Here is a 22,690-nt window from a genome sequence, read left to right on the forward strand (position 1 = left end):
CTAAGCAGGGAGTAATTATGGTTGAAAATAAAATTATCTTTACCGGCCCAGTTGGGGTGGGAAAAACCACTGCTATCGCCGCATTATCGGATGATCCTCCGGTACAGACTGATGCCAGTGCATCAGATATGACACAGGACAGAAAAGGTCATACTACTGTCGCTATGGACTATGGTGTTATTCGACTGGATGAGCATACTAAAGTCCATTTATATGGCACACCAGGTCAGGAACGTTTCGATTTCATGTGGAGTATTCTGAGCAGGGGCAGTATGGGGTTGATTCTGCTACTGGATAACACTCGTCAGAATCCACTGAAAGACCTGAAATTTTTCCTTACTTCTTTTCACGATTTGCTGGAAGATGCTCCGGTTGTTGTAGGGGTTACCAAAATGGATTTAAATCCACAGCCAGGTGTGGATGTTTATCAGCAGTATCTGGCACAACACAATCTCAATGTACCTGTATTTGAGATTGATGCCCGTAATGAAGATGATGTTAAACAACTGGTTACTGCTATGCTGTATTCTATTGATCCAGGTTTGGAAGGGTAGTCAGTATGGATTCTACATTACAATTACATCAAGATTTGTATCCGAAAGTGATGCCGGCGGGTGCATTCTATGCAGTATCTAGTCCAAGTCACAGTGCCAGCCGTATGTTACTGGCCAATATTTTGCAGGCAGATATTAACGCTAAATTAACAGAAGAGCGTTTGAGACAATGGGCTGAAACAGATGATGTTCATACTGCATTAAATTTATTGTATCGTTTACAACGCCTCGAATTCTTATATGGAGAAACTAAACCCAGTTCACAGCTGGTTAAGGTAACTTCTGATGGATTTGAAGATATTCTGGGTCAATTGTCAGATAGTCATAAGGCACTGCTGGTTGATCAGGATGGTTTTTACTTTGCTAATGTCGGTTTTAATCATGAAACTGCCGAAGAAGTGGCTAATCTGGCCAGTGAGGCAACAAGACTGACAGAAAAACACAGTCTGCTGATTAAAAATAACCTCAATATCTACAACAACGCTATCGGGATATGCGATCCTGCTGGCCAGAGTGAATTGACATTCTTCCCATTATATATTGGAACTACCAAAAATATTTTGGTAACAGCTGGATTGCCATTACTTAACAGTGAAGCTTTCGTCACTATGGTACGTGGCCTGTTTGTATTGGCTGGTGAAGACATTCATATAGTAAATGAATAAACATCAATAGAAAGACATCAAGATGCAAGAACAATTACTGGTTTCGGTATTAAGTGATTTAAATAGCTCTTCGGCTGACATTACTGCATCTGCTGTAATTTCCTCCGATGGTCTGCCGGTAGCAACCTTGTTACCGAATGGTGTTGATCCAGACCGCGTTGGTGCAATGGCAGCAGCTCTGCTTGCTTTGGGTAACCGTACTTCCCGTGAATTACAGTGTGATGAGTTGGAACAGGTTATGGTTAAAGGTAAGCATGGTTACATTCTGCTGATTCAGGCAGGGGATACCAATGTATTGGCTGTGACTGCCAATGAAGGCGCCAAGCTGGGACTAATTTTACTGGATGCCCGTCGCGCAGCCCGCAGTATCGTAGATATCTTACGTTAACTGATTATTTATGATGAAAACCCTGTTTCTAACAATTGGACAGGGTTAACGTTCGTAATATCCAGAAGTAAACTGATAACTGTTTTAAAGCAGCACAATTCATAATCCTATAGGTAAAAATCAAATTACCACATGTCTTTTGCCATAAAAAATTTATGTTTTAAAACTAAAACTGAATTTACTTATGGATTTTGTGTTATTGGTGAAACAAATTTTTTAATCACTGCCTAATTAGGTGTATCTGCTGACAATATTCCTGAATATATTTTTTGTACTGATGTATTCAACTATGTTATTCATATAATAATAAATAATTAGTCTAATCATAAAATCAAGGTAAATTTAGCTGTTGCATAAATTGTCTGAGTCAAACGGATACAGATGAGGAGTGCGGATTAAGCAGTTATCAATATATTGATCATTAATCATAATAAACTTTGTAATAAGCAAATAAATCTATATGAAACAGTTTTTTTCATAAAAGCTGCTTATAATTTAAATTATATATTATATTTTTATTAGAACAGCTTAATGATGGTTATTGCCAAAATTGGCCAGATTAGTGCATTTATCAGTTGTGCTTGCTAAAATATAATCATCAGGATTACAAATAAATTAAATGAAAGTTGCTAAGAAAAAGCCGGTTTTACAGCATTTGAATCAGGTATTCAGTTTAAATGTTGACAACCGTAGTAGTGCTAATCATATTCCAGTTCTTCGCCAGTGGCGGCAGTGGATATGGCAAACCTGTAAAAATAGTTATAAACGTGCCAATATTGCTATATTGTTATGTGATGAAGAAGAAGCACGCCAGTTCAATCACGATTTCCGCCACAAAGATTATGCCACTAATGTTTTAAGCTTTGCACTCAATGAGGGTGAAGACATGTATTTGCCTGACAGCGCAGAACTTCATGGCGATCTGATTTTTTGCCCTCAGGTTATAGAAAAAGAAGCAATGGCGCAACATAAACCATTGATAGCGCATTATGCACATCTGACGGTTCACGGGATTTTGCATCTGATGGGTTATGATCATATTGATGATGATGAAGCTGAAATCATGGAAGCGCTTGAAATCCGTATCCTGCATCAGTTAGGATACGCGAATCCCTATGCACAGGATGAATATTGATTATGGACGAAAGTTCGTCGAAACCCGGATTTTTTGAGCGATTGGTAAATCGTATATCTGGAGAGGCTCCAGATACTGAAGAAGACGTATTGCAAACTCTGCGGGAAGCGCATGAGCGGCAAGTTTTTGATGCAGATACCTTACAGTGTCTAGAAAATGTACTGGATTTTGCTGATCTGGAAGTGCGTGATGCGATGATAACGCGCAGCCAGATGGACGTGATTAAAATAGAAGATCCGTTAGATAAAATTATTGCTTATATTATTGATACAACCCATTCACGCTTTCCAGTGATTGGTGAAGATAAAGATGAGATTCTGGGTATCCTGCATGCTAAGGATTTACTTAAATACTGGGGCAGATGTGAACATTTCCAGCTAGAACAGGTACTGCGTCCGGCGGTGTTTGTCCCTGAGGGCAAATCTCTAAACACACTGCTAAAGGAATTTCGTGAGCAACGTAATCACATGGCCATTGTGGTAGATGAATATGGCGGTACATCAGGACTAGTGACATTCGAAGATGTGATTGAACCTATTATCGGCGATATTGAAGACGAGTTTGATGAAGATGATGGTGCCGATAATATCTTTGCTGTGTCCGCTGAACGTTTTCGTGTGAATGCTGTTACAGAAATCGAAGATATCAATGCATTTTTTGGTACCGATTATTCTGATGATGAAGTAGACACTATTGGTGGTCTGGTGATTCAGGAATTAGGTCACATGCCAGTACGGGGTGAAAAAATTACCATTGGTAAATTGAATTTCACAGTAGCTAGAGCTGATGCTCGGCGTTTACAGACATTAATGGTAACTGTAAAAAATAATGCTCATTAATATTTAAGTATCTAATATAGTTGTGTGTGAAAATACCAGTGGTTTGGCACTGCTTCTGAAATATACTGCTTTAGTACAGGTAGAAAATATAGGTTCAGACTAATAAATGCGAGTTTTTGCTATAGTGATTAATCAGATTGAATTCGGCTGACTAAAGGCTGTGGAGCTTTATGTGACTAATAAACTGGATATGTCTGTGCAGCATCCTTTTGGTATGAAATATTATACTGTTTTAGCAAAAGCATGGGTGTATTGGCCGCTATTATTATTGTCAGCAGCTCTGGTGCCATTTGCATTTGCTCCCTATTATCATTATTGGCTGCTACCTGTTTTGCTGGCCGTATTACTGCTTTTACAGACTGCACGGCCACAATGGCGTATTCGTTCTGCCTATCTTTGGGCACTGACGGCCTATACAGCACTACTGTACTGGATAGACATCGCTTTACATGATATTGCCGGATTGCCACAGTTTTTAGCATGGCCACTAACCATACTGTTACCAGCCTATCTGGCTATTTATCCTGCTCTGGTATTCTGGTTGTTGGGAAAATTCAGGTTCTCCAGTACAACCTGTCATACTGTGGTATTACCACTATTATGGACATTGGCTGAATTTGTACGAGAACGCGCACTAACCGGCTTTGGCTGGGGTGTTTGGGGCTATAGCCAAATAGCAAATTCGGCTTTAGCCGGTTTTGCGCCAGTAGGTGGTATTTTTCTGGTGACACTAGCTACTGTTGCCAGTGGTGCATGGTTGGCTGAACTGTTACTGGCAAAAAAACGCAAGGCAAAAATTGCTTGTGGTATAGGCCTGATAAGCATGTGGTTGCTAGGAGCAGGTTTATTACAATACAACTTTACCCAGACAGATGGTACCCATGCAACAGTTGCCCTGGCGCAAGGTAATATTCCACAATCGCTTAAATGGGATGAGCGTTTATTACAACCAACCCTACAGCGCTATCTTGATCAGATAGCCAGTACACGTGCCAGTATCGTTATTCTGCCAGAGACAGCCATTCCGGTAATGCGGCAGGATATGCCACCAGAACAGCTGGATATATTTGCCCATCTTGCACGTAAACATGGTTCCGCATTGGCCGTTGGTATTCCCCAGTATACGGCAGATGGAACCGGTTATTTGAACACAGTGGTTAATTTTACTGCTACCCCATCTAAAACTGGGTTACCATATTATGCTAAAAATCATCTGGTTCCGTTTGGAGAGTATATTCCATTACCGCTATTGCTGGGCTGGTTGTATCGCTGGATGGATATGCCACTGGCAGGCTTTTCCAACGGTGGTTCTGTTCAGGCACCATTACAGTTAGCTAACCAGCGTGTTGCTTTTAATATCTGCTATGAAGACGGTTTTGGTGATGAATTAATCGCGGCGGCCAAACAAGCCAGTCTGCTGGCAAATGTAAGCAATATGGCCTGGTACGGACATTCACATGCCATGCAGCAGCATTTGCAGCAGTCACAGGCACGAGCACTGGAAACCGGGCGCTATATAGTACGTGCTACCAATACAGGTATGACAGCCATTATTAATCCCAAGGGCAAAATTGTGGCACAGCTGAAACCTGATACCGCTGCTGTACTGGAAGGAGAAATATCTGGTTATCGAGGTAATACGCCTTATATGTGGCTGGGAAGTAGCTGGCCTTTAGCTTTTATCAGTTTGCTTTTATTGTTAATAATCGGCGTGTATGGACGTTATCGCCATTGAATAAACTAGATTGATGTATATGATGTATATAATGATAAATTTCTACAATCGAAATTTTCTAAATACATTATTTTACCAATAATGAACGAATCATAAATAGTAATTGAAGTACATTCATATTTTAATTACAATGATAAATTATTAGCTTGGTTATTGATTGATTGGTTTTCCTGTAACAAACAATATGTTATTGTGTTGCAAGTAGGGTAATTAAAATAACTGGGCACACACAGAAAGGACAGGCATGAATACCGCTTTTGCATTACCCGTGCCGACTGGGCATGGTAGTTTGGAGCAATACATTCATACCGTAAACAATATTCCTATGCTTTCCCTTGAGGAAGAGCAGGATTTGGCGGTACGCCAGACCGAAGGGGATTTAGAGGCTGCTAAAAAACTGATTTTATCTCACCTGCGTGTCGTGGTTTCCATTGCACGTGGTTATGATGGTTACGGCCTGAATCAGGCGGATTTGATTCAGGAAGGCAATATTGGTTTGATGAAAGCGGTAAAACGCTTTCAGCCAAGCCGTGGCGTACGTCTGTTTTCGTTTGCGGTACACTGGATTAAAGCTGAAATTCACGAATTTATTTTACGTAACTGGCGTTTGGTGCGTGTCGCTACCACTAAGCCACAGCGCAAGCTGTTTTTCAATTTACGCAGTATGCGTAAATCCATGGCTGCATTGAGTAATAAAGAAGCGCAGTCGATTGCCGATGATTTAGGTGTAAAGCTCTCTGAAGTTATGGAAATGGAACAGCGCATGACCGGTAAGGACATGTCGCTGCTGGCAGAGAATGATGATGAAGATAATTTTGCGCCGATAGACTGGTTAACTGATAGCACTACCGAGCCAACACAAGTACTGGCACAACAGGCACATTATGCGTTGCAGACTGAGGGCTTGCAGACAGCACTCGCCAAACTGGATGATCGCAGTCGCCATATTGTTGAAAGTCGCTGGCTGGCAGATGATGGTGGCTTAACCCTGCATGATCTTGCCGGTGAGTATGGTGTATCCGCTGAGCGTATCCGTCAGATTGAAGCCAAGGCAATGCAGAAATTACGTGGTTATCTGGCAGAAGCCGAGTAAGGGTAACGGACTATTATTTAGCCGGATTAAAGGATAGCTTTAATCCGGTTTTACCATTTTGGGGAAATGAAAAATGTGATGTAATCCGTTTGTAATATTTGTGTTTATTGATACCGCATAGCCAGAAGCTGTAGACCTGATAATATTAATCTGGCTTAATGGCTAGTGTTCATTCATAAAAAACAGAATAGTGAATATTCTGTTTTTTATGAATATGCCTCTGATGTGTTTACTTAATCAAGTTTCAAGCTAAATTTATGGCTGCTTAAGACAAAGCCATGTTTCAGGTACACGTGATGCATATTGCTATTATCTGAGGATACACTTGAGTCAGCATGAATACTGTTGCAATTTTCTTTAACTGCAATTATTTTCAGCGCCTCAAAAATTTGGCTAACCTGCTCATCGGCAATTGGTAAATGATGGCTGGCCAAATCATCAATGCGTAAATGGCGTCCACACGCAAAGTTAGTCACAATACGGAAACCACAAATGGTTATGGCGTTCTGTTTGCCTTCCTCAAATATCCCTAACAGGCGATAACCTTCTGCCTGTTGAATCATTACCAGTTCCTGAAACTGGGTAATATCGCGAATATTAGGGTGTAACAGGTGTAATGCAGCAAAAGCAGAGGTGGTTTCTGCTGATGTCAGCTCACGTAATTGATTAACCAGAGCATGATGTTCTACTGCTTCTGTCTGTGGATTTATTGGCTGTTGTGTTGTAGTGGCATTTTCTTGAGCCATCGCGTCGGTTAAGTTAATCTGTTTATGTTCTTGTTCTTCCAATAAGGCTTTGCAGTCCAGAATACGTAAATCATTGTCACGGGCGAAATCCATCAGGAAATTAAAAGCAGTAGCACTGATCTGTTCCAGTTTGCGGTCAACGGCAACACAGCGGATATTGTCTACCAGGATCGGCCGAACCCATTGATGATAGGACAGACGGTGCCCCTGATCAAAAGAAGATAAAACCCCGCACAGACGCTCGGCCCAGTCGCTAGGGCGAAAACGTTTATTATTATGTGTCATGCCTTGAATAACAATTTCATATGGATTGCAAATTAGCATGTTGGCCTCTTGATAGAAACAAAAGTCTTAATAATGTGTATGTGTTTATTTTACTGTTAGCGTGTGATTATACCTGATAGTAACTGATTGATGCATGTCAGCTGTGGGTGCTCACTTTTAGAATGATTATATATTTCAATGGCTATATGTAGTTTTATAACATCTGTACAGTTTTTTTTGGCCGATGTTATCTGAACCAAGTTATAGCAGCAGAAGAAGTAAGGTGCAGATAAACATTCGTTGTTGTGAATTAATATCCATAATTGATGTTCTGGATTTTTTATTTTCTTAATTGTATTTACTATATTTTGTGGCCTGTACTGGAGTTACGACAGCAGTAGATAATGAGTAAATTACGGGAAAGTAGAAATTAATACCTCAGTAATTTTGATACATCTTTGCAAATTTAAAAGGAAGATGTATGGTGTGATGAGTTACTGTTGATTACTGTAAACCGAACAACATAGTTAAGTGTAACTGGGTGGTTTACTACTTCGGAATGCTTGGTTGACGGGGTATAGTGGATTTTAATAAAGAGGTGTTATATGAAAAAAATCACAGCGATGATTAAACCTTTCAAACTGGATGATGTCCGCGAAGCTCTGGCAGAAATAGGCGTGCAGGGAATGACGGTAAGCGAAGTGAAAGGTTTTGGCCGACAAAAGGGCCATACCGAAATCTATCGCGGCGCTGAATATGAAGTGGACTTTTTACCCAAGATCAAAATAGAAATTGTGCTGGTGGATGAGCTGGTAGAGCGTGCTGTTGAAGTCATTATTACCAGTGCCAAAACGGGTAAAGTGGGTGATGGCAAGATTTTTGTTTCGCCTGTAGATGAAGTAGTACGAATCCGTACCGGAGAGTCAGGTTCGGCAGCGGTATAGATAGTGCGGATAATCAATAAGGGAAAGAAAATGAATCGGATTAAAAACTGTGTGATAACGGCAGCACTGTTATTGCCATTGCCGCTATTGGCTGCTGATTTGTCTGGCTGGTGGCGGCCGCTATCGGAGATAAATGCGGGTAACACGGCGTGGGTAATGACTTCTGCGGTACTGGTTCTGTTGATGACGGTGCCTGGCTTAGCCTTGTTTTATGGTGGGATGGTACGCAAAAAAAATGTGCTCGGCACCATGATGCACAGCTTTGTGGTTGCTGCGCTGGTAAGTGTACTATGGATGATAATAGGCTATTCATTTGCTTTTACGCCGGGTAATGCATTTATTGGTGGTTTTGACCGTTTTATGCTTGGTGGTATGGGATTGGATCAAACCAGAGAAATGACTACTATTGTTAATGGAGACGGTACTATTCCCGAGTCGGTATTTATGTTTTTTCAAATGACCTTTGCGATTATATCTACCGCTATTGTGACAGGTGCTTTTGCTGAACGTTTGAAATTTTCAGCCTTATTATTGTTTTCTGGTCTCTGGGTAACTTTTGTATATGCGCCAATATGTCATTGGGTTTGGGGCGGCGGTTTTATGGCTGATACGCATACGCCAGTTCTGGATTTTGCCGGTGGGACAGTCGTGCATATTAATGCCGGTATTGCCGGTTTGGTAGCCGCATTGGTGATTGGTAAACGTTTGGGTTATGGTAAAGATGTGATGGCACCACATAATATGGTATTAACTTTAACTGGTGCTGCCATGCTATGGGTGGGCTGGTTTGGCTTTAATGCCGGCTCTGCCGGCGCTGCGGATGCTTCTGCTGGTATGGCCATGGCTGTTACTCAAGTGGCTGCTGCAGCTGCTGCACTAACGTGGATGTTGTGTGAAAAATTGGCCGGACATAAGCCATCTGCTTTAGGTATGGCTTCCGGTGCCGTATCCGGTCTGGTGGGAATTACACCTGCAGCTGGTTTTGTTGGACCACAGGCTGCGCTGATGATTGGAGCGCTAACGGCTGTTGCTGCTTATTTTGCAGCGGTATTTTTAAAACGCAGATTTGGTTATGATGATTCACTTGATGCTTTTGGTATTCATGGCTTTGGTGGTATTGTGGGTTCAATTTTAACTGGTCTGCTGTTCAGTAATACTATTTTTGGTGGAGAAGCCACGATTGGCACTCAGCTACTGGTACAAATTAAGGATGTAGCCATTACCGTTGTGTACAGTGTGATGATGACTTATCTGATTCTTAAAATTGTAGCAATTGCTTGTCGCGGTTTACGTATTGACCATGATGCTGAACGCGAAGGTATGGACGTGAGTATCCATGGTGAGCGTATTGAATAAAAATAGTTAACTTTGCGAACTAATGGAAATGAAAAACTGGCCGGTTTTGAAAAGCTGGCTGGTTTTAATTTGTCTGTTCAGTTTTTTTGCTTGATATAATCCAGCCTAGCGGTATAAATACTGATGTAAAAAACGCAATGCATATTCTACTGCAAGTGTTCGAATCATATTACGATCACCATTAAACTGGTGATGTTTGGCCCAGATGCGTTGTTTGGTTGCTAGTGCAAACCATACAGTGCCAACTGGTTTTTCAGCGCTGCCGCCAGCTGGCCCTGCAATACCGGAAACAGAAAGGGCATAATCTGCCTTGGCATCAATCAATGCACCCAAAGCCATTTCGCGCACGCATTCCTCACTAACAGCGCCATAATGACGCAAAGTAGTATCATTAACATTAAGCAGTTGCTGTTTGGCCTGATTGCTATAAGTAATGTAACCCATGTTAAACCAGCCGGAACTGCCTGGTAGGCGGGTCAGCTCTGCTGCCAGCAGACCACCAGTACACGATTCGGCACAGGTTACGGTATGCCCCAGTGCATCCAGTTTGGTGGTGATATCAAGCAAGGTTTGTGTCATGGTGATGTTTTCTAAAATAGTTAATGAGGCCGTTAGTAGAAGCATCATGGTCTAGCGGATCGTCTGTGCTCAACTCCGGCTCAATATTTTTGGCCAAAACTTTGCCGTATTCCACACCCCACTGATCGAACGAATTAATCCCCCAGATTACTCCTTGTACAAATACTTTATGTTCATACATGGCCAGTAGCATGCCCAGATTAAATGGGTTGATTTCATCCAGTAGCAGTGTATTGGAAGGCTGATTGCCGGGAAATACTTTCTGTGGTGCCATGATATCACGGTATTTATTGTCCAGATGTACAAGTTCTGCATATGCTTCTGTCAATGTTTTGCCACGCATTAATGCTTCAGTCTGAGCAAAGGCATTGGCTGCCAGAACTTTATGCTGGGTACTGACATGGTAAAAACTGTTAATCGGAACAATAAAATCAGAGGAAATCAGTCGTGGCCCCTGATGAAGCAGTTGGAAAAAAGCATGCTGGCAGTTAACACCTTCTTCGCCCCAGATAATGGGGCCAGTATCAAAATCTAGGCGCTCACCATAACGGCTTACCTGTTTACCATTACTTTCCATGTCCAGCTGCTGCAAATGTGCGGCCAGACGGCGTAGCCCATGATCATAAGGAATAATTGCATGGCTGGTAGTGGTATAGAAAGTGTGATACCACAAACCAATCAGGCCAAGTAATACGGGGATATTATGTCGTAAAGGCGCATGAAAAAAATGTTCGTCCATTGCCCGCCCGCCCGCTAGAAAATTCTGGAAATTTTCTTTACCAATAGCACAAATTACCGATAGACCAATAGTAGACCAGACAGAATAGCGGCCTCCGACCCAGTCAAACATAGCAAATATATGTTCCGGAGTAATGCCAAAGGCCTGTGCCTTAGCAACAGCACTGGTAATGGCCATAAAATGACGGCCGATATCGGCCTCGCTCATTCCCTGCTGTAAAAACCAGTTGCGCGCGGTTTGCGCATTGAGCAAAGTTTCAGGTGTGGTGAAGGATTTACTGGCAATAATGAAAATGGTAGTGGCTGGATTAACGCTGTCCAGTACCTGCATTAAGTTGGCACCATCAACGTTGGCAACATAATGGATATTTAGCCCCACCTGCTGAAACGGACGCAATGCCAGTGTGACCATTTCTGGACCAAGATGGGAACCACCAATACCAATATTGATAATATCGGTAATGCGCTCACCATGAGTGCCTACATATTCACCATTGCGCACTGATTCGGCAAAGCTGTAGGCACGTTCGAGTTCACAATGAATATCCGGTACGATATTATGATTGTCCACATATACTTTAGCATATGGTGGCAGTCTGAGGGCTGTATGCAGCACGGCACGATTTTCACTGATATTGATTTTATCGCCACGGCGCATCTTATCAGCCCAGCCACGTACATCGGCAATGTTTGCCAGTTCAATTAATAATGTCAGAGTATCTTCAGTAATACGATTTTTGCTGTAATCCAATAATAGGCCGTTTAATTGCTCATGCATTTGCGCAAAACGGTCTGGCTGTTGCCGAAATAGATCGCGCATGTGCAAAAAACGGGTGCTACGCTGGTGTTGATGCAGTTGTGCCCAAATGGTTGTCTGATTAATAGGACAGAATGGATTCATCATGACTAGAGTGCATTTCAGCAAAGATTAATGGCGCAATATACAAAATCAAGCAGATATTGTTAAGAAATGTTCGCGGTAATAGGCCATTTCTTCAATACTTTCCTTAATATCATCCAGAGCCTGATGTGCGCCCTTTTTACTGACACCTTTAGCAATGGCAGGATTCCAACGTTTTGCCAATTCCTTCAATGTCGATACATCCAGATTTCGGTAATGGAAGTAAGCTTCCAGTCGTGGCATGTAGCGCACCATAAAGCGACGATCCTGATGAATGGAGTTCCCACACATTGGTGAGGTTCTTTCTGGTATCCATTCGCTGATAAAGGCTAGTAATTTTTCTTCAGCTTCGGCTTCGGTCAGGGTAGATGCTTTTACTTTGTCCACCAGACCGGTACGGGTATGGGTAGCCGTATTCCATTTATCCATATGGTCAATAATACTGTCAGGTTGGTGAATAACCAGTACCTCAGATTGTGCCAGTATATTCAGGTCACTATCTGTGATAATCATGGCCACTTCTATAATCCGGTCAGTATCTGGATTCAATCCGGTCATTTCCATATCCAGCCAGGCAAGATTTTTAGCGTTTTGCATATCTTAATTTTGATTAATAATAAAACATCATTTTAGCTTTTTTCTATTATGGTTGATAGTTTAACCTGATTTTTTACCTGCAACTGTACCCTCAATTGGGTTGCTGTAGTCGTTTTAAAAGAAGATAAACTGTAACTAATAAATCTGGATGGTTTGCATGAGTATTATCCGGAAAGATTGTTTTATCATTATGGTGTAATCGGTATTTGGTACAGCTTCAAGATTATATTCAGGCAGAGTACATCATTATTAATACTGGTAATCGTGGTGATATCTGGCTGATTACCGACTATTGTGCTGCTTTATTAACCAGTAATGGATAAACTCCGCTACAATTATTATTTTCAAGCATAGTATATTTTTATGGCATTTTATCTTTCTGCCCAAACAGTTTATATGCTGTTTTTACTATTTTTTATATGCACTACATGTGGCCAGCTATATTTGTCTGTGCGCCAGAGTAAGACTGTGTTAGCGCATCGTAGCCATGTACCTGCGGCTTTTGTACAAAGTGTCTCACTGGCGGAGCATCAGAAAGCGGCAGATTATACTTTGGCCAAGCAACGTCTGGCGCGTTATGAAATTTTGTTTCAGGCGTTATTGTTGTTGCTGTTCACGATTGGTGGCGGGCTGGATTTGCTGGCGCGTTTAAGTCAGGTGTGGGTACATTCTAATATTGCCCAAGGAATCGTACTTATTGGCTTATTTGCGTTGATTAACATGCTTCTGGGCTGGCCAATGGCTTGGTATCGCAGTTTTCGTCTGGAAGCTAAATTTGGCTTTAATAAAATGACACTGGCCACGTTTTTTGCTGATCAGTTCAAGGGTTGCCTGTTAGCTATTATTGTTGGTTTACCTTTGCTGTATATTATCCTGTTGCTGATGCGAACCCTGATTGCGGCACACTGGTTTGGCGGTGCTTGGTGGCTGGCTGTGTGGCTGGTATGGGTGCTTTTTTCTTTATTACTGATGTGGGCATTTCCCAAATGGATTGCTCCGCTTTTCAATAAATTTGAACCATTAAAAGATGAGATATTACGCATACGAATCGAAAACCTGTTGCAACGCACTGGTTTTCATAGTGACGGTATTTTCGTTATGGATGGTTCCAAACGCAGCGGGCATGGTAATGCTTATTTTACAGGTCTAGGGAAAAACAAACGCATTGTATTTTTTGATACTTTGCTGAAAGATATGCAAACAAGCGAAGTTGAGGCAGTTCTGGCGCATGAGTTAGGGCATTTTGCCCACAAACATGTATTCAAACAAATGATTGTCACATTTATACTGGCATTAATCGTATTTGCGGTTTTGGGCTGGTTATTGCCACAGTCAGGTTTTTATCTTGGTTTGGGTGTACATGAACCCAGTCATGCCATGGCTTTATTATTATTTATGCTGGTGCTGCCGGTTTTTACTTTCCCGTTTTCACCATTAGCAAGTGTAGTATCGCGCAAGAATGAATTTGAGGCAGACCGATTTGCGGCAAAATATGCTAATGCCAATGATTTGATTCAGGCCTTAACCAAACTTTATCGCACCAATGCAGCCAGTCTGGTTAGTGATATCTGGTATTCGCGGTTTTACGACTCACATCCGGGTGCGCGGGAACGCATTGCTGCTTTGCAGGCAGCCACAAAGGCAGATTAAGTATGGTGCAGCAAGTAAATGAGTTATTGACAGCGCAGATTATCACCAGTTTTGGACGACGCTTCATAGTGCGCACGCCTACTGGTAAAACTTATGAAGCTACCACCCGTAAAAAAAGAATTGATTTTGCCTGCGGTGATGAAGTTCATATCGGGCATATCAATCAGCAGCAGGCTGTAATTGAAGATTACTTACCACGGCGTAGCCTGCTTTACCGTCAGGATGCCACGCGCAGCAAGCTTATTGCTGCTAATGTGACGTTGATGCTAATCGTATTGGCCGCTGTACCCACTCCGAGTGAACTATTGTTACAGCGCGCACTGCTGGCCGCAGATGCAGCAAACATACCGCCGCTAATTGTGTTAAACAAGGCAGATTTGCCCCAGAATGCACAATGGCTGGAAAAATTGGTGTTTTATCAGAGTTTAAACTATGAGGTGATAAATATCAGTGCCTTGTGTGATGTAGCTGCGCTGCGCCAGCATTTACAGGGAGAATGTGCAATCCTGTTAGGCCAGTCTGGTATGGGTAAATCTACATTAACCAATGCCTTACTGGATAAAGAACAGGCACGGGTGGGTACTATTTCAGCAGCACTGGATTCCGGCCGTCATACCACAACCCATGCACAGTTGTATGATCTGGACGCCTATAGCCAGCTTATCGACTCTCCTGGTTTACAGGCATTTGGTCTGCACCATTTGCAGGTGAGCGATTTGCTACATTATTTCCCCGATATGCACCAATATATTGGACAGTGCCGTTTTCATAATTGTAGCCATCGTCAGGAGCCAAGCTGCGCCCTTAAGCAGGCTGTGGCAGATGGAAAACTGAAACCGGAGCGACTCCAGTTTCTGCAAAATATCACTGATGAGTTAACCAGATAAAATTTGTCAAAAGCAAAAATCATATTGTATTAAATGTAGATGTGATGACAGAAAAATTCAAAAAAACCGCATAAGCAGTCATATATAAAACATAAACGTTGTTTTTTTATCTAAAAATCCGTGCTTTACTTGCATAAAAAATTGATTCAGGCAGAATAAACATGATACTATCGCCATCTTGCCGATTTTACGTCGGCAAGATTCTTTATTTGTGCGAGGCCAATCAATCGTAATTGGTCCCTTTATAAAAGGAAATAACTATGACTTTAGGTCTGGTTGGGCGCAAAGTAGGCATGACGCGCGTGTTCGACGAGAACGGCGCTTCAGTTCCAGTAACTGTACTGGACATGTCTGCTAACCGCGTCACTCAACTCAAATCCGAAGCCACCGACGGCTACACTGCCGTACAGGTGACTTTCGGTCAGAAAAAAGCCAATCGCGTAAGCAAGGCACAGGCAGGTCACTTTGCCAAGGCTGGTGTTGAAGCCGGTCGTGGCTTGGTGGAATTTGCTGTTTCTGAAGAAAAATTGGCTGAATTGTCTGCGGGTGCTGAAATTAATGTCGGTATTTTTGCAGCAGGTCAGTTGATTGATGTCACTGGTACCAGCAAAGGTAAAGGCTTTTCTGGCACCATCAAACGTCACAATTTTGGTTCTCAGCGTGCTTCCCACGGTAACTCCCGTTCCCATCGTGTGCCAGGTTCAACCGGTATGGCACAGGATCCGGGTCGCGTATTCCCAGGTAAACGTATGGCTGGTCAGTACGGTAACGTTAAATCCACCATCCAGAATCTGGAAATCGTACGCGTAGATACCGAACGTCAGCTGTTGCTGGTGAAAGGTGCAGTGCCCGGTGCGGTTAACAGCGACGTTGTCGTGCGTCCGAGCGTGAAGGTAGGTGCGTAATGGAACTGAAATTAATTGATGCTCAAGGTCAGGTTGCAGGCGCAGTTGCTGCTTCTGACGCATTGTTTGCACGTGAATACAATGAAGATCTGGTGCACCAGCTGGTTACCGCCTTTCTGGCTAACGCCCGCTCCGGTAACCGTTCACAGTTGACTCGTGCCGAAGTAAAACACTCTACTAAAAAACCATGGCGTCAAAAAGGAACTGGCCGTGCCCGTTCCGGTATGACATCTTCTCCGCTGTGGCGCAGTGGTGGTCGTGCGTTCCCGAATAAACCAGATGAAAACTTTACCCAGAAAGTAAATCGCAAGATGTATCGCGCGGGTATGGCTGCCATCCTGTCTCAGCTGGTACGTGACGAGCGCCTGTTTGTTATCGATGAATTGTCTGCTGCTACACCTAAAACCAAAGCATTTGCCGAACAGGTAAAAAATCTGGGTATGGAGCAGGTATTATTCATCACCAAACAGCTGGATGAAAACGTTTACTTGTCTAGCCGCAACCTGCCGAATGTACTGGTTCTGGAAGCACAGCAAACTGATCCGTACAATCTGTTACGCTTTAAGAAAGTAGTGCTTACCAAAGCAGCAGTTGCACAACTTGAGGAGCAATGGGTATGAATCAACAACGTTTAATGCAAGTGCTCTTGGCTCCTGTTGTTTCTGAAAAAAGCAACATGCTGGCTGAAAAACGCAACCAGATGACGTTTAAAGTATTGCCAAACGCCACCAAGCCAGAAATCAAGGCTGCTGTGGAACTGTTGTTTAATGTAAAAGTGGATTCTGTAGCCACCACTCTCATTAAAGGCAAAAGTAAACGTTTTGGCCGTACCATCGGTAAGCGCAGTGATGTGAAAAAAGCTTATGTCAGCCTTGCGGCTGGTCAAGAGCTGAACATCGAATCTGCTGCCGCTTCTGCAGATAAGGAATAAGCACTATGGCTATTGTTAAAATGAAGCCGACTTCTGCTGGCCGTCGCGGCATGGTACGCGTGGTAACAGAAGGCTTGCACAAAGGTGCACCATATGCACCATTATTGGAAAAACAGTCTTCAACTGCTGGTCGTAACCACGGTGGACGGATTACCACCCGTCATAAAGGTGGTGGCCATAAACACCACTACCGTGTTGTAGACTTCAAACGTAACGATAAAGACGGTATTGCTGCTAAAGTAGAACGCATTGAATACGATCCAAACCGTACTGCACACATTGCACTGTTATGTTTCGCCGATGGTGAACGCCGTTACATCATTGCTCCGCGCAATGTACAGGTGGGCGCCGTACTTGTTTCCGGATCCGAAGCTGCAATCAAGGCTGGTAATAATCTGCCAATTCGCAATATTCCGGTTGGTACAACGCTCCACTGTATCGAAATGAAACCGGGTAAAGGTGCTCAGATTGCCCGCTCAGCTGGCGCATCTGCTGTACTGTTGGCTAAAGAAGGTGTATATGCCCAGTTGCGTTTGCGTTCTGGCGAAGTACGTAAAATCCACGTTGACTGCCGTGCCACCATTGGTGAAGTAGGCAACGAAGAACAAAGCCTGCAAAAACTGGGTAAAGCCGGTGCCAAACGCTGGCGCGGTATCCGTCCTACCGTACGCGGTGTGGTAATGAACCCAGTAGATCACCCGCATGGTGGTGGTGAAGGTCGTACTGGTGAAGCTCGTGAACCGGTTAGCCCATGGGGTACACCGACCAAAGGCTATCGTACTCGTCGTAATAAACGCACGAACAACATGATTGTTCGCCGCCGTTACTCAAATAAAGGTTAACTGATATGGCTCGTTCATTAAAAAAAGGCCCATATGTCGACCTGCATTTACTGAAAAAAGTCGATGCGGCTCGTGCTACTAACGACAAGCGCCCGATTAAAACCTGGTCACGTCGTTCCACTATTCTGCCTGATTTTATCGGTCTGACCATTGCTGTGCACAACGGCCGTACCCACGTGCCTGTATTCATCAGCGACAATATGGTTGGTCATAAATTAGGTGAGTTCTCATTGACCCGTACCTTCAAAGGCCATCTGGCTGACAAGAAGGCTAAAAAATAAGGGATAAAACATGAGAGTTAGTGCACAACATAAAAATGCCCGCATTTCTGCGCAAAAAGCCCGTCTGGTTGCTGATCTGGTGCGTGGCAAAGATATTGCCCAAGCGTTGAATATTTTGACATTCAGCCCGAAAAAAGGTGCTGAGTTGATCAAAAAGGTACTGGAATCTGCTGTGGCTAATGCCGAGCATAACGAAGGTGCCGATATCGACGAACTGAAAGTGGTTACCATCTATGTCGACAAAGGCCCAAGTCTGAAACGTTTTCAGGCGCGTGCCAAAGGTCGTGGTAATCGCATCGAGAAACAAACTTGTCACATCAACGTGATTGTGGGCAACTAAGGAAAAGCGATGGGACAAAAAATTAACCCTACAGGCTTTCGCCTGGCAGTGAATAAAGATTGGTCTTCCAAGTGGTTTGCCAAAAGTGGCGACTTTTCCAAAGTGCTGAAAGAAGATATCGACGTACGTAATTTCTTGCGTAAACGTCTGGCTAATGCTTCTGTTGGTCGTGTTGTAATCGAACGTCCGGCTAAATCTGCACGCATTACCATTTATAGTGCCCGTCCAGGTATTGTAATTGGTAAAAAAGGCGAAGACATTGAAGTATTAAAACGTGATTTGCAAAAAATCATGGGTGTGCCAGTACATGTTAATATCGAAGAAATCCGCAAACCGGAAATCGATGCGCAAATCATTGCAGACAATATCGCTGCACAGTTGGAAAAACGTGTAATGTTTCGCCGTGCCATGAAACGTGCTATGCAAAATGCCATGCGCGTTGGTGCCAAAGGTATCAAAATCATGTCTTCCGGCCGTTTAAACGGTATCGAAATTGCTCGCACCGAGTGGTATCGTGAAGGTCGTGTACCTTTGCATACCCTGCGTGCCAATGTTGACTACGCAACTAGCGAAGCCAAAACCACATATGGCATTATCGGTATCAAAGTCTGGGTTTATAAAGGTGAACTGACACCGGGTGAAATTCAGGCCAAACCGGAACAGGATAAGAAACACAGCAGAAAGGCAGGTGGTCGAAATGCTGCAGCCAACTAGAATGAAATACCGCAAACAGCAAAAAGGCCGCAACACCGGTATTGCTACTCGTGGCAATAAAGTTAGCTTTGGTGATTTTGGTCTGAAAGCTGTGGGTCGCGGCCGTTTGACTGCACGCCAGATTGAGGCAGCACGTCGTGCAATGACCCGTCACATTAAACGTGGTGGCCGTATCTGGATTCGTGTATTCCCAGATAAACCCATTACAGAAAAACCAATTCAGGTACGTATGGGTGGCGGTAAAGGTAATGTAGAATATTACATTGCTGAAATCCAGCCGGGCAAAATGCTCTACGAAATGGATGGTGTAGATGAAACTTTGGCACGTCAGGCTTTCGAGCTGGCTGCAGCCAAATTGCCGATTCAGACCGTATTTGTTAAACGCCAGGTAGGTCAATAATGAAAACCAGTGAATTGAAAGACAAATCTGTTGAGCAGTTAAACGAAGAACTGGTTGGCCTGTTGAAAGCGCAGTTTGGACTGCGTATGCAGCATGCCACCGGCCAGCTGGGTAAAAACAGTGAGCTGAAAAAAGTGCGTCGTAATATTGCTCGTGTAAAAACCATTTTGCACCAGAAGGATGGTGAATGATGACTGAAGCTAAAAACGTACGTACTTTGCAGGGCAAAGTCGTGAGCGACAAAATGGATAAAACCGTAACTGTACTGGTGGAACGTAAGGTAAAACACCCGCTGTATGGCAAGGTGATTCGCCGTTCTACCAAAATCCATGCACACGATGAGCAGAACCAATACGGTATTGGTGACGTTGTTGTCATTTCCGAAGGTCGCCCATTGTCAAAAACCAAAAGCTGGGTTGTAACAGAGCTGATTGAAAAAGCACGCAATGTGTAATTAACACAACAATGTGCTGCAATTAGGGAACGAAGTCTTGCGACAATCGGATATTGTCTGTAAACTTCGTTCCTTAACTTTCAGTTTCTTGAAAGTATCCGGCGCTCGCCGGAACTCTCCCTTCGGGACCCAAGACTGGTTTACTAGAACCGTTAATGGTTTCAAACAGCCATAAAGTAGTAACAGGCTGATTGAAAGCGGTAAATTAAGTTGGATTTTAAAAGGTAATAACATGATTCAAATGCAGACCATCTTAGATGTGGCTGACAACTCTGGTGCGCGCCGTGTAATGTGCATCAAAGTATTAGGTGGATCTAAGCGTCGCTACGCATCTGTAGGCGACATTATCAAAGTAGCCGTAAAAGACGCAGCTCCTCGTGGTCGCGTTAAAAAAGGCGATGTATATAACGCTGTAGTGGTACGTACAGCTAAAGGTGTGCGTCGTAACGACGGAGCACTGATCAAATTTGATAACAATGCAGCCGTGCTGTTGAATACCAAGCTGGAACCAATTGGTACCCGTATTTTTGGCCCGGTAACCCGTGAGCTACGTACTGAGCGATTCATGAAAATCGTTTCATTGGCTCCTGAAGTACTGTAAGTGAGGTTGCAATGAAAAAGATTAAAACTGGTGATCAGGTGATCATTATTGCCGGTAAAGATAAGGGCAAACAGGGTAAAGTAGTGCGTGTTCTGGGTGATAAAGTGATTGTTGACGGCGTTAATCGCGTTAAGCGTCACCAGAAACCTAACCCCATGCGTGGGATTGAAGGTGGTGTAATCACCAAAGATGCGCCATTGGCTATTTCCAATGTGGCGATTTTCAATCCGGAAACCCAAAAAGCTGACCGCGTAGGTATCAAGGTAGAAACAGTAGACGGAAAAGTAGTACGTACCCGTGTATACAAATCTACCGGTGCCGCCGTGGGAGCTTAAGGAGTAATCAATGGCTCGTTTAAAAGACTTTTATAACACCACTGTTGTTCCTGAGTTGACCAAACAGTTCGGTTACAAATCTATCATGGAAGTACCGCGTATTGAAAAAATCACCCTGAATATGGGTGTAGGTGAAGCGGTTGCCGATAAAAAAGTAATGGAACATGCAGTTGGTGATCTGGAAAAAATTGCTGGTCAGAAACCGGTAGTAACCGTAGCACGCAAGTCAATCGCAGGTTTCAAAATCCGTGATAACTATCCAATCGGTTGTAAGGTAACCTTGCGCCGTGACCGTATGTATGAGTTTCTGGATCGCCTGATTGCCATTGCTCTGCCACGTGTACGTGACTTCCGTGGCGTGAATGGTAAATCATTCGATGGCCGTGGTAACTATAACATGGGCGTGCGTGAACAAATTATTTTCCCGGAAATTGAATACGATAAAATCGATGCTTTGCGTGGTTTGAATATTACCATTACCACAACTGCCAAAACTGATGCAGAAGCCAAAGCACTGCTGTCTCTGTTCAAATTTCCGTTTAAGGGTTAATTATGGCTAAGAAAGCACTTATTAATCGTGAGCTGAAGCGTGAAGCCTTGGCAAAAAAATATGCTGCCAAACGCGAAGCCATTTTCGCTATCATCAATGATGCCAATGCGACTGATGAAGAGCAGTTTCAGGCACGCCTGAAATTACAGGCTATTCCGCGTAATGCTGCTCCGGTTCGTCAACGTCGTCGCTGCGCTTTGACTGGTCGTCCGCGTGGTAATTTCCGTAAATTCGGCTTGGCCCGTACCAAAATCCGTGAAATCGCCATGCGTGGTGAAATTCCGGGCGTAATCAAAGCCAGCTGGTAATAGGAGTATTAAATATGAGTATGCATGATCCTATTTCCGATATGTTGACCCGCATTCGTAACGCTCAGCGTGCGAATAAAGCTACTGTAAACATGCCTTCTTCCAAATTAAAAGTGGCTATTGCCAAAGTTCTGAAAGAAGAAGGTTATGTAGAAGACTTCGTTGTATCTGCTGAAACCAAGGCAACATTGGAAATACAATTGAAATACTACGCTGGTCAGCCTGTGATTGAACGCATTCAACGCGTATCACGTCCTGGTTTGCGTGTATACAAAGGTTCCAACGACATCCCTTCTGTAATGAATGGCTTGGGCGTTGTGATTGTGAGCACTTCTAAAGGCGTAATGACTGACCGTAAAGCCCGTGCCAATGGTATTGGCGGTGAGTTATTGTGCGTAGTTGCCTAAGGGGAAAACATGTCTCGAATTGCAAAACATCCGGTAGTGGTTCCGGCTGGCGTTGACGTTAAGTTTTCTCCAGAGGCTATTATTGTTAAAGGTAAAAACGGCGAATTATCCCTGCATCAACATGCTGAAGTAAATGTGGCACTGAATGATGGACAGCTGGTTATTACCGCTAACGACAACAGTACAAAAGCAAATGCTTTGTCTGGTACTGTACGTGCGTTATTACACAACATGGTTGTAGGCGTAAGCAGTGGTTTTGAGAAAAAACTACAACTGATTGGTGTAGGTTATCGCGCTCAGGCTCAAGGTAAAGTATTAAATCTTTCTTTGGGTTATTCTCATCCGATTAACTATGAATTACCAGAAGGCATCACTGCCACAACTCCTTCAGCTACCGAAGTAATCATTGCCGGTGCTGATAAGCAAGTAGTAGGGCAGGTGGCCGCTGAAATTCGTGGATTCCGTCCGCCAGAGCCTTATAAAGGTAAAGGTGTACGTTATGCTGATGAGCGTGTCGTTATTAAAGAAACCAAGAAAAAATAATTGAGGCT

31 protein-coding genes are annotated in these 22,690 nt (G+C 43.3%); 27 read left to right on the forward strand and 4 right to left on the reverse strand.

Annotation, left to right across the window (positions count from 1 at the left end):
- Window positions 1-17: 17 nt before the first annotated feature.
- From MJ764_RS07145 to rpoH, 7 genes are all read left to right on the forward strand, one after another.
- Window positions 18-554, forward strand: a complete 537-nt coding sequence (locus MJ764_RS07145) for a GTP-binding protein (protein WP_239325926.1) — start codon at window positions 18-20, stop codon at window positions 552-554.
- A 5-nt stretch (window positions 555-559) separates the two neighbouring features.
- Window positions 560-1,219 carry a peptidase M23 gene (locus MJ764_RS07150; RefSeq protein ID WP_239325927.1) on the forward strand — a complete coding sequence of 220 codons (660 nt, stop codon included), beginning with the start codon at window positions 560-562 and terminating at the stop codon, window positions 1,217-1,219.
- A gap of 22 nt (window positions 1,220-1,241) precedes the next feature.
- Window positions 1,242-1,607: a roadblock/LC7 domain-containing protein gene (locus MJ764_RS07155; RefSeq protein WP_100091176.1), complete on the forward strand. Its 366-nt coding sequence runs from the start codon at window positions 1,242-1,244 to the stop codon at window positions 1,605-1,607.
- 619 nt (window positions 1,608-2,226) lie between these two features.
- Complete coding sequence (gene ybeY / locus MJ764_RS07160; protein WP_239325928.1) at window positions 2,227-2,742, forward strand: rRNA maturation RNase YbeY; 516 nt, start codon at window positions 2,227-2,229, stop codon at window positions 2,740-2,742.
- A gap of 2 nt (window positions 2,743-2,744) precedes the next feature.
- Window positions 2,745-3,581 carry an HlyC/CorC family transporter gene (locus MJ764_RS07165; RefSeq protein ID WP_239325929.1) on the forward strand — a complete coding sequence of 279 codons (837 nt, stop codon included), beginning with the start codon at window positions 2,745-2,747 and terminating at the stop codon, window positions 3,579-3,581.
- Window positions 3,582-3,795: 214 nt separating this feature from the next.
- Entirely contained in the window at window positions 3,796-5,316 is a 1,521-nt protein-coding gene (gene lnt, locus MJ764_RS07170; protein WP_239325958.1) for an apolipoprotein N-acyltransferase, read from the forward strand.
- A 244-nt stretch (window positions 5,317-5,560) separates the two neighbouring features.
- On the forward strand, window positions 5,561-6,409 hold the full coding sequence (gene rpoH, locus MJ764_RS07175; protein WP_239325930.1) for an RNA polymerase sigma factor RpoH: 849 nt from the start codon (window positions 5,561-5,563) through the stop codon (window positions 6,407-6,409).
- A gap of 233 nt (window positions 6,410-6,642) precedes the next feature.
- On the opposite strand, the gene MJ764_RS07180 is transcribed toward rpoH, so the two are convergent.
- A complete protein-coding gene (locus tag MJ764_RS07180; protein WP_239325931.1) occupies window positions 6,643-7,479 on the reverse strand; it encodes a DUF3579 domain-containing protein in 837 nt (278 codons plus the stop codon).
- Window positions 7,480-8,024: 545 nt separating this feature from the next.
- Between MJ764_RS07180 and MJ764_RS07185 the strand changes: the two genes are divergently transcribed.
- The gene (locus MJ764_RS07185; RefSeq protein ID WP_239325932.1) at window positions 8,025-8,363 is read left to right on the forward strand and encodes a P-II family nitrogen regulator; all 339 of its coding nucleotides are present in this window, start codon (window positions 8,025-8,027) and stop codon (window positions 8,361-8,363) included.
- A gap of 30 nt (window positions 8,364-8,393) precedes the next feature.
- Window positions 8,394-9,719 (forward strand): ammonium transporter, encoded by a 1,326-nt coding sequence (locus MJ764_RS07190; protein WP_239325933.1) that lies wholly within the window; start codon window positions 8,394-8,396, stop codon window positions 9,717-9,719.
- A gap of 105 nt (window positions 9,720-9,824) precedes the next feature.
- On the opposite strand, the gene MJ764_RS07195 is transcribed toward MJ764_RS07190, so the two are convergent.
- The 3 genes from MJ764_RS07195 to orn are packed head-to-tail and all read right to left on the reverse strand — an operon-like array spanning window position 9,825 to window position 12,534.
- Window positions 9,825-10,298, reverse strand: a complete 474-nt coding sequence (locus MJ764_RS07195; RefSeq protein WP_239325934.1) for a CinA family protein — start codon at window positions 10,296-10,298, stop codon at window positions 9,825-9,827.
- A complete protein-coding gene (gene pgi, locus MJ764_RS07200) occupies window positions 10,279-11,940 on the reverse strand; it encodes a glucose-6-phosphate isomerase (protein ID WP_239325935.1) in 1,662 nt (553 codons plus the stop codon). The genes MJ764_RS07195 and pgi overlap by 20 nt, the downstream gene beginning before the upstream one ends.
- Window positions 11,941-11,985: 45 nt before the next feature.
- A complete protein-coding gene (gene orn, locus MJ764_RS07205) occupies window positions 11,986-12,534 on the reverse strand; it encodes an oligoribonuclease (RefSeq protein WP_239325936.1) in 549 nt (182 codons plus the stop codon).
- Between the two features lie 468 nt (window positions 12,535-13,002).
- Between orn and MJ764_RS07210 the strand changes: the two genes are divergently transcribed.
- The 18 genes from MJ764_RS07210 (at window position 13,003) to rplF (ending at window position 22,682) form a co-directional block, all read left to right on the forward strand.
- Complete coding sequence (locus MJ764_RS07210) at window positions 13,003-14,184, forward strand: M48 family metallopeptidase (RefSeq protein ID WP_338053834.1); 1,182 nt, start codon at window positions 13,003-13,005, stop codon at window positions 14,182-14,184.
- Window positions 14,185-14,186: 2 nt separating this feature from the next.
- Window positions 14,187-15,071, forward strand: coding sequence for a ribosome small subunit-dependent GTPase A (rsgA, locus tag MJ764_RS07215; protein WP_239325937.1), 885 nt, complete (start codon window positions 14,187-14,189; stop codon window positions 15,069-15,071).
- Window positions 15,072-15,331: 260 nt separating this feature from the next.
- The gene (gene rplC / locus MJ764_RS07220; protein ID WP_239325938.1) at window positions 15,332-15,976 is read left to right on the forward strand and encodes a 50S ribosomal protein L3; all 645 of its coding nucleotides are present in this window, start codon (window positions 15,332-15,334) and stop codon (window positions 15,974-15,976) included.
- The gene (rplD, locus tag MJ764_RS07225) at window positions 15,976-16,596 is read left to right on the forward strand and encodes a 50S ribosomal protein L4 (protein ID WP_025331819.1); all 621 of its coding nucleotides are present in this window, start codon (window positions 15,976-15,978) and stop codon (window positions 16,594-16,596) included. The genes rplC and rplD overlap by 1 nt, the downstream gene beginning before the upstream one ends.
- Window positions 16,593-16,907, forward strand: coding sequence for a 50S ribosomal protein L23 (gene rplW / locus MJ764_RS07230; protein ID WP_239325939.1), 315 nt, complete (start codon window positions 16,593-16,595; stop codon window positions 16,905-16,907). Before rplD ends, rplW begins: the two co-directional genes overlap by 4 nt.
- 5 nt (window positions 16,908-16,912) lie before the next feature.
- Window positions 16,913-17,749 carry a 50S ribosomal protein L2 gene (rplB, locus tag MJ764_RS07235; RefSeq protein ID WP_100091193.1) on the forward strand — a complete coding sequence of 279 codons (837 nt, stop codon included), beginning with the start codon at window positions 16,913-16,915 and terminating at the stop codon, window positions 17,747-17,749.
- 5 nt (window positions 17,750-17,754) lie between these two features.
- Complete coding sequence (gene rpsS, locus MJ764_RS07240; RefSeq protein WP_037406960.1) at window positions 17,755-18,030, forward strand: 30S ribosomal protein S19; 276 nt, start codon at window positions 17,755-17,757, stop codon at window positions 18,028-18,030.
- Window positions 18,031-18,040: 10 nt separating this feature from the next.
- Entirely contained in the window at window positions 18,041-18,370 is a 330-nt protein-coding gene (rplV, locus tag MJ764_RS07245; protein ID WP_037406961.1) for a 50S ribosomal protein L22, read from the forward strand.
- Between the two features lie 9 nt (window positions 18,371-18,379).
- The gene (gene rpsC, locus MJ764_RS07250; RefSeq protein ID WP_093092414.1) at window positions 18,380-19,084 is read left to right on the forward strand and encodes a 30S ribosomal protein S3; all 705 of its coding nucleotides are present in this window, start codon (window positions 18,380-18,382) and stop codon (window positions 19,082-19,084) included.
- The gene (gene rplP / locus MJ764_RS07255) at window positions 19,068-19,484 is read left to right on the forward strand and encodes a 50S ribosomal protein L16 (RefSeq protein WP_037394618.1); all 417 of its coding nucleotides are present in this window, start codon (window positions 19,068-19,070) and stop codon (window positions 19,482-19,484) included. The genes rpsC and rplP overlap by 17 nt, the downstream gene beginning before the upstream one ends.
- Window positions 19,484-19,675, forward strand: coding sequence for a 50S ribosomal protein L29 (gene rpmC, locus MJ764_RS07260; RefSeq protein WP_025331702.1), 192 nt, complete (start codon window positions 19,484-19,486; stop codon window positions 19,673-19,675). The genes rplP and rpmC overlap by 1 nt, the downstream gene beginning before the upstream one ends.
- The gene (gene rpsQ, locus MJ764_RS07265; RefSeq protein ID WP_025331701.1) at window positions 19,675-19,938 is read left to right on the forward strand and encodes a 30S ribosomal protein S17; all 264 of its coding nucleotides are present in this window, start codon (window positions 19,675-19,677) and stop codon (window positions 19,936-19,938) included. The genes rpmC and rpsQ overlap by 1 nt, the downstream gene beginning before the upstream one ends.
- Window positions 19,939-20,170: 232 nt before the next feature.
- Entirely contained in the window at window positions 20,171-20,539 is a 369-nt protein-coding gene (gene rplN / locus MJ764_RS07270; RefSeq protein ID WP_025331700.1) for a 50S ribosomal protein L14, read from the forward strand.
- 11 nt (window positions 20,540-20,550) lie between these two features.
- Window positions 20,551-20,874 (forward strand): 50S ribosomal protein L24, encoded by a 324-nt coding sequence (gene rplX, locus MJ764_RS07275; RefSeq protein ID WP_025331699.1) that lies wholly within the window; start codon window positions 20,551-20,553, stop codon window positions 20,872-20,874.
- Between the two features lie 10 nt (window positions 20,875-20,884).
- On the forward strand, window positions 20,885-21,424 hold the full coding sequence (rplE, locus tag MJ764_RS07280) for a 50S ribosomal protein L5 (RefSeq protein WP_025331698.1): 540 nt from the start codon (window positions 20,885-20,887) through the stop codon (window positions 21,422-21,424).
- A 2-nt stretch (window positions 21,425-21,426) separates the two neighbouring features.
- Window positions 21,427-21,732, forward strand: coding sequence for a 30S ribosomal protein S14 (gene rpsN, locus MJ764_RS07285; protein WP_037488465.1), 306 nt, complete (start codon window positions 21,427-21,429; stop codon window positions 21,730-21,732).
- A gap of 14 nt (window positions 21,733-21,746) precedes the next feature.
- Entirely contained in the window at window positions 21,747-22,139 is a 393-nt protein-coding gene (gene rpsH, locus MJ764_RS07290) for a 30S ribosomal protein S8 (protein WP_100091197.1), read from the forward strand.
- 9 nt (window positions 22,140-22,148) lie between these two features.
- Complete coding sequence (gene rplF, locus MJ764_RS07295; protein ID WP_100091198.1) at window positions 22,149-22,682, forward strand: 50S ribosomal protein L6; 534 nt, start codon at window positions 22,149-22,151, stop codon at window positions 22,680-22,682.
- Window positions 22,683-22,690 lie beyond the last annotated feature (8 nt).

Source organism: Snodgrassella gandavensis (genome assembly GCF_914768025.1).
GTDB lineage: Bacteria > Pseudomonadota > Gammaproteobacteria > Burkholderiales > Neisseriaceae > Snodgrassella > Snodgrassella gandavensis.

What these genes read in the sequence shown, in the direction of transcription:
- rplF (WP_100091198.1), top strand. Translation starts at nt 22,149, where the DNA reads ATGTCTCGAATTGCAAAACATCCGGTAGTGGTTCCGGCTGGCGTTGAC.
- MJ764_RS07185 (WP_239325932.1), top strand. Translation starts at nt 8,025, where the DNA reads ATGAAAAAAATCACAGCGATGATTAAACCTTTCAAACTGGATGATGTC.
- rplW (WP_239325939.1), top strand. Translation starts at nt 16,593, where the DNA reads ATGAATCAACAACGTTTAATGCAAGTGCTCTTGGCTCCTGTTGTTTCT.
- rplV (WP_037406961.1), top strand. Translation starts at nt 18,041, where the DNA reads ATGAGAGTTAGTGCACAACATAAAAATGCCCGCATTTCTGCGCAAAAA.
- MJ764_RS07180 (WP_239325931.1), bottom strand. Translation starts at nt 7,479, where the DNA reads ATGCTAATTTGCAATCCATATGAAATTGTTATTCAAGGCATGACACAT.
- MJ764_RS07190 (WP_239325933.1), top strand. Translation starts at nt 8,394, where the DNA reads ATGAATCGGATTAAAAACTGTGTGATAACGGCAGCACTGTTATTGCCA.
- rpsN (WP_037488465.1), top strand. Translation starts at nt 21,427, where the DNA reads ATGGCTAAGAAAGCACTTATTAATCGTGAGCTGAAGCGTGAAGCCTTG.
- rplD (WP_025331819.1), top strand. Translation starts at nt 15,976, where the DNA reads ATGGAACTGAAATTAATTGATGCTCAAGGTCAGGTTGCAGGCGCAGTT.
- rpsS (WP_037406960.1), top strand. Translation starts at nt 17,755, where the DNA reads ATGGCTCGTTCATTAAAAAAAGGCCCATATGTCGACCTGCATTTACTG.
- rpsQ (WP_025331701.1), top strand. Translation starts at nt 19,675, where the DNA reads ATGACTGAAGCTAAAAACGTACGTACTTTGCAGGGCAAAGTCGTGAGC.
- rplN (WP_025331700.1), top strand. Translation starts at nt 20,171, where the DNA reads ATGATTCAAATGCAGACCATCTTAGATGTGGCTGACAACTCTGGTGCG.
- rsgA (WP_239325937.1), top strand. Translation starts at nt 14,187, where the DNA reads ATGGTGCAGCAAGTAAATGAGTTATTGACAGCGCAGATTATCACCAGT.
- rplX (WP_025331699.1), top strand. Translation starts at nt 20,551, where the DNA reads ATGAAAAAGATTAAAACTGGTGATCAGGTGATCATTATTGCCGGTAAA.
- rpoH (WP_239325930.1), top strand. Translation starts at nt 5,561, where the DNA reads ATGAATACCGCTTTTGCATTACCCGTGCCGACTGGGCATGGTAGTTTG.
- ybeY (WP_239325928.1), top strand. Translation starts at nt 2,227, where the DNA reads ATGAAAGTTGCTAAGAAAAAGCCGGTTTTACAGCATTTGAATCAGGTA.
- rplC (WP_239325938.1), top strand. Translation starts at nt 15,332, where the DNA reads ATGACTTTAGGTCTGGTTGGGCGCAAAGTAGGCATGACGCGCGTGTTC.
- rpsH (WP_100091197.1), top strand. Translation starts at nt 21,747, where the DNA reads ATGAGTATGCATGATCCTATTTCCGATATGTTGACCCGCATTCGTAAC.
- MJ764_RS07145 (WP_239325926.1), top strand. Translation starts at nt 18, where the DNA reads ATGGTTGAAAATAAAATTATCTTTACCGGCCCAGTTGGGGTGGGAAAA.
- orn (WP_239325936.1), bottom strand. Translation starts at nt 12,534, where the DNA reads ATGCAAAACGCTAAAAATCTTGCCTGGCTGGATATGGAAATGACCGGA.
- lnt (WP_239325958.1), top strand. Translation starts at nt 3,796, where the DNA reads ATGAAATATTATACTGTTTTAGCAAAAGCATGGGTGTATTGGCCGCTA.
- rplE (WP_025331698.1), top strand. Translation starts at nt 20,885, where the DNA reads ATGGCTCGTTTAAAAGACTTTTATAACACCACTGTTGTTCCTGAGTTG.
- rplP (WP_037394618.1), top strand. Translation starts at nt 19,068, where the DNA reads ATGCTGCAGCCAACTAGAATGAAATACCGCAAACAGCAAAAAGGCCGC.
- rplB (WP_100091193.1), top strand. Translation starts at nt 16,913, where the DNA reads ATGGCTATTGTTAAAATGAAGCCGACTTCTGCTGGCCGTCGCGGCATG.
- MJ764_RS07155 (WP_100091176.1), top strand. Translation starts at nt 1,242, where the DNA reads ATGCAAGAACAATTACTGGTTTCGGTATTAAGTGATTTAAATAGCTCT.
- MJ764_RS07165 (WP_239325929.1), top strand. Translation starts at nt 2,745, where the DNA reads ATGGACGAAAGTTCGTCGAAACCCGGATTTTTTGAGCGATTGGTAAAT.
- pgi (WP_239325935.1), bottom strand. Translation starts at nt 11,940, where the DNA reads ATGATGAATCCATTCTGTCCTATTAATCAGACAACCATTTGGGCACAA.
- MJ764_RS07195 (WP_239325934.1), bottom strand. Translation starts at nt 10,298, where the DNA reads ATGACACAAACCTTGCTTGATATCACCACCAAACTGGATGCACTGGGG.
- rpsC (WP_093092414.1), top strand. Translation starts at nt 18,380, where the DNA reads ATGGGACAAAAAATTAACCCTACAGGCTTTCGCCTGGCAGTGAATAAA.
- rpmC (WP_025331702.1), top strand. Translation starts at nt 19,484, where the DNA reads ATGAAAACCAGTGAATTGAAAGACAAATCTGTTGAGCAGTTAAACGAA.
- MJ764_RS07150 (WP_239325927.1), top strand. Translation starts at nt 560, where the DNA reads ATGGATTCTACATTACAATTACATCAAGATTTGTATCCGAAAGTGATG.